At 59.4% G+C, this 5,379-nt stretch carries 1 pseudogene; it reads right to left on the bottom strand.

Annotation, left to right across the window (positions count from 1 at the left end):
- A pseudogene (locus BB029_RS33380) lies at positions 1 to 5,379 on the bottom strand (Ig-like domain-containing protein); the annotation flags it as partial.

Genomic DNA, 5,379 nt, shown 5'->3' with positions numbered 1-5,379 from the left:
TCAAACCTTCGCGTGGCGTTTCTTCATCAGTCGCAGTGAAGCGGCCAGCGACGGTGCCCGCTGTAGCAGAGTTCTCGTCGATGGTGACGGGCGCAACGCTGATCACCGGCACGTCGTTATGCAGCGTGACCGTCGGCTGACCAGTGCCATTGGAGCTGAGCCCCTCTGGATCGGTAACCGTCAGATCAATCTTCGGCAGTTGATTGCCGGCGTTAACGAAGTCAGCGCCCTTCTGCGTCAGTACAACGTTGTTGCCGGACAGGCTGTAGTAACCGTCTACGTTGCTGTTGCCGGTGAAGGAAACAGTCAAACCTTCGCGTGGCGTTTCTTCATCAGTCGCAGTGAAGCGGCCAGCGACGGTGCCCGCTGTAGCAGAGTTCTCGTCGATGGTGACGGGCGCGACACTGATCAGCGGCACGTCGTTTACCAACGTCACATCCGGCGTGGCAGTAGCGTGCGAGCTGCCTTTATCGGCATCGATCACGGTCAGATCAATCGCAGGCAGCTTATTACCCGCGTTGACGAAGTTTGCACCCGCCAGGGTCAACACCACGGCATTGCCAAGAAGGGTGTAGTAGCCATCTTTGTTGCTGTCGCCGGTGAAGCCGACTTTCAGCTCAGCAACCGGTGTCTCGACATCGCTGACGGTAAAGTGACCGGCAACGGTGCCTTCAGCCACGGCACCTTCCTGCAGCGGGTTCGCCACGACATCTATGACGGGCAGATCGTTGACCGCAATCACATTGATCGGCAGCGTGATCGACTTGGAAACCGCAGCAGCATCGCCATCCTGCGCAGTGGCGGTCACCGTGAGGTTCACCAGGCCATTGGCGTTTTGCGCCGGGGTGAAGACCAGAGTGGCCTTGTCCCACAGGCTGATGTCGACACTGTGAACGTCAGCGCTGGCAGTAAACGTATGACCCGTTTTGCCATCGGTGATGGTCGCGCCTTCCGGAATACCGCTGATTTCCAGCTTGAGCGTCTCCGAGCCATCCTTGTCGGTGGCGTAAGCGTCGATGGCCGACAATTTGATGGCGTGGTCTTCCAGGCCGGTGTTCAGCACCTGGGTGACGCTGATGTTGTCCAACACGCCGCCGAGGGAGTTGTTGGTCTCGCCGGCCGGGGCCTTGAATTCAAGCTTGGCATCACCGTCAGCGGTGACCGGCACCACGAAGGTGTAGGTCTTCATGCCAACGACGGTGGTGTCCAGGGTGCCGACTTTGACGCCGCCCCAGAACACGTCGATGACCGAATTGGTCTCAGCCCCGGCGCGCGGGGAGTAGTCCACCGAAATGCTGTACGCCGTGCCGCTTTCGGCCTTGATGATGGTGTACAGGCTGGCGTCGTCGCCGGCATTTTTCTCGAGTTCGATGACCTGGCTGTTGCCTGGGGTTTCTACGCCATAAATGCTGCTTTGGCCGATTTCGACTTTGCCGTCGCTATTACCGGTCAACCATTGGGTGGCTGGAGTGGCGCCGTTGCCGGCCGCATTGTTGGCATCGCCGACAGCGACGGTGCTCCACGAACCGTTGAGGTGCGCGCTGTCGAAGTTGATCGAGGTGACGGTACCGCCACCGAGCAGGTTCAGGTACGGCGCGTCGGTGACCGGAGCGATCGTCACTGGGGCAGTGGTTTCAGCGCTGGCTTTACCGCCATTGTCGACCGCCGTGAAGGTGACCGACGTTGTGCCGCTCCAGTCAGCAGTCGGGGAGAAGTAGACCGCCGCCTTGCCATCGGCACCCGCGGGTACCGAATCGCCGACTTTGAGTTCGGTTGTCAGGCTGGCGTCACTGTACAGCTTGCCGTTATCCGGCAACGTCTTGATGACGAAGTTGGCGACGGTGCCGTCCACATCAGCGCCGCTCAGGACGATCTTGGCCGCATGGTCTTCGTCAGCGCCTGCAGAGGCAGCCGATGCCGTCGGGGCGTCGTTGAACAGCTCGACGGTGACCTTGCCAGTGGCGCTGGCGGTTTCCGGCGGCTCACGGTCGAGGTTACCGCCACCGTTATCGGTGACGTCGATAGTGACAGTGCGATCAGTGCCAACCGGATTGTTACCCGGGGCCTGGAAGGTGATCGCTTCAACCAGCTTGATGAAGTCGGCAGCGCTGCTACCGGCTGGCGAGTTGCTGGTCAGGGTGTAGATGATTTTTCCATCGGCGGCGCTGCCGCTTTCGGTGATGGTGATACCGGCAATGGCGAGCGCCTTGAGCACGTCGGCATTGCTGAGCAGGTCACCGGACACCAGATGATCAACAGTGACCACCACTTTGCTGAAGGTTTTGTTGTCTACGTCTGTGATGCTCAGGTTGTCGACCAGTGCCACCGCCGCTTTTTGCTCGACAAACGTGGTGCTGTCAAAACTGACCACCGGTTTATCGTTGACCGGAACCACGTAGACCACGGAGGTCACCGGCGCCGAGTCCGAATGGCCGTCGTTCACGGTGATGGTCAGGTTGCGATTGGCCGGGCTCGGGTCTTCGCTTTCGCTGGCGAAGTGCACAGAACGCAGGACTTCCTGGTATTCAGCCTTCGTGGCTTCGCCGGACAGGGTCAGTACGCCAGTGCCCTTGTCATAGTTGACGGTGATTTTGGTGTTGCTGACATCTGCGATCAGTACGTCGTCGGTCAAGTGATTGACCAGCGTAACTTTGGCGCTTTTCAGGGTGTCGCTGTCGACGTCGGTGATGGTCAGGTTCGCGGCAACGTAGCCGCCTGGCTTGCCTTCGATGTAGGTGTCGCCAAATGCGTTGGTCGAACCGTTACCCAATACCGGGGCGTCATCGACCGCCGTGACCACGATGCTGATTTTGCCGGTCGTGACTTCTTCAACGTTGGTGCTCAACTCTTTGGCCGTAGCCGTCACGGTCAGGTCGAAACTGGCCGTGGAATCCTTGAACGGTGTAACGGTCAGGGTGCTCAGGTTCCAGGTGCTCACGTCGTACAGCGTGTTCGCGCCGGTCGAGACGATGCTATGGCCCGTGGTGCCATCGGTGAGTACGGCACCTTCCGGCAAGCCGCTGATTTCAACCTTATGGGCTTCCGAGCCGTCGTTGTCGACAAACGTGGCAGTAATCGGCGCGATCTTGATCGCGGTGTCTTCCAGGCCGTGGTTGTAGACGTTGCCGGTGTAATAGCCTTCGCCATTCACCACATGGCTGTCACCGAGCACCATGCCGGCGGCTTCCAATGCTGCTGCACTGGTGTAGGTCTGCACACCGCTGCTGCCCAGCGACACCGACGGGCCGTTGTTGATCGACACGTTGACGTCGTAGTTGCCCGGACCGTTCTGGTTGTAGTGGTAGATGTCGAGGGTGTAATAACCCGACTCGGTCGGCGTATAGGACGACCCGCCAATCCCGTTGCCCTGGCTCCAGGTCTCGGAAGCGACCAGCTTCCCGCCCACGGTGATTGCCAGGCTATCGTCGGCAGTACCGGTGAAGGTGTAGCTCTGACCGGCTTCCAGGTAAACCAGGCCCGACACTTTGGTCGCGGTGCCTTCGGCCACATTCCCGTTGCTCACATTGCTGGTCACACCTGTGGAGGCTGCGCTATCAGCGGTTTGGGCGTTGATCACCTTAATCAGGGTGCTGGACTCGGTGACGCCTTGGCCATTGGTGCCCAAGGCAACTGGCAGGTTGCTGCCGGTCCAGGTTTGAATGGTCAAACCGGTTGGCACTTGGCCGATGTTCAGGATCGGCACATCCGTCACCGGGTGGATATCCACGGTGATGGTTTTGGTCTCGCTGTAGGAGTTGCCGTCAGTCGCCTGGAACTTCAGCTCGGTGTAATCGCCTTGCTTGTTACCCACGCCGGTGCCGCCGAAGCTGTTGTCGCCCGACTCATTGGCCGCCGGGCTGTAACGCACGTCGTGGTTATCGAAGTCAGCCTGGGTGAAGGCCTTGCCCGGCGAGGTGTCGGTTTTCAGATCGGCCGTGGTGAGCTTGACCCACTCACCGTTGACTTTGTATTCGATGGAACCGGCAGGCAGGCTGGTGAACACCACTGCCGGACTCGTGGAATCCTCATCGTGTACGCCAAAAGTCCCCCAGGTCAGCTCGATTGGGGTGTCTTCGTTGCTCTCGATATGGTTATCGGCGGCGGTTGGGGTGTCGTCGACCAGGGTGACGGTTGGTTGACCGGTGCCGTTGGAGCTGGCGCCTTCTGGGTCGGTGACGGTCAGATCGATTTTCGGCAGTTGATTGCCGGCGTTGACGAAGTCGGCACCTTTTTGAGTCAGTACAACGTTATTGCCGGACAGGCTGTAGTAGCCGTCTGCGTTGCTGTTGCCGGTGAAGGAGACAGTCAGGCCTTCGCGTGGGGTTTCTTCGTCGGTCGCGGTGAAGCGGCCAGCGACGGTGCCCGCAGTAGCGGAGTTTTCATCGATAGTTTCCGGGGCGACACTGATGACCGGCACATCGTTGTGCAGAGTGACAGTTGGTTGACCGGTGCCGTTGGAGTTCAGGCCTTCTGGATCAGTGACGGTCAGATCGATTTTCGGCAGTTGATTGCCGGCGTTAACGAAGTCGGCGCCTTTTTGAGTCAGTACAACGTTATTGCCGGACAGGCTGTAGTAGCCATCAGCATTGCTGTTACCCGTGAAGGAGACGGTCAGGCCTTCGCGTGGGGTTTCTTCGTCGGTCGCAGTGAAGCGGCCAGCGACGGTGCCCGCTGTAGCGGAGTTTTCATCGATGGTTTCTGGGGAAACGCTGATGACCGGCACATCGTTGTGCAGAGTAACGGTCGGCTGGCCAGTGCCGTTGGAGTTCAGGCCTTCTGGGTCAGTGACAGTCAGGTCAATCTTCGGCAGTTGATTGCCGGCGTTAACGAAGTCAGCGCCCTTCTGGGTCAGCACGACGTTGTTATCAACGATGGCGTAGTAGCCGTCGGCATTGCTGTTGCCGGTGAAGGAGACAGTCAGGCCTTCGCGTGGGGTTTCTTCGTCGGTTGCGGTGAAGCGGCCAGCGACGGTGCCCGCTGTAGCGGAGTTTTCATCGATGGTTTCTGGGGAAACGCTGATGACCGGCACGTCGTTATGCAGGGTAACGGTCGGTTGGCCGGTGCCGTTGGAGTTCAGGCCTTCAGGATCAGTGACGGTCAGGTCGATCTTCGGCAGTTGATTGCCGGCGTTAACGAAGTCAGCGCCCTTCTGAGTCAGCACGACGTTGTTATCAACGATGGCGTAGTAGCCGTCGGCATTGCTGCTGCCGGTGAAGGAGACAGTCAAACCTTCGCGTGGGGTTTCTTCATCAGTCGCGGTGAAGCGGCCAGCGACGGTGCCCGCTGTAGCGGAGTTTTCATCGATGGTTTCCGGGGAAACGCTGATGACCGGCACGTCGTTATGCAGGGTAACGGTCGGTTGGCCGGTGCCGTTGGAGT

Origin of the sequence: Pseudomonas sp. S3E12 (genome assembly GCF_001702295.1) — a bacterium.
In the GTDB taxonomy this organism is placed as follows: Bacteria; Pseudomonadota; Gammaproteobacteria; order Pseudomonadales; family Pseudomonadaceae; genus Aquipseudomonas; species Aquipseudomonas marginalis.
The sequence above is the reverse complement of the archived record's forward strand: the minus strand, read 5'-3'. Positions and strand labels throughout refer to the sequence as shown.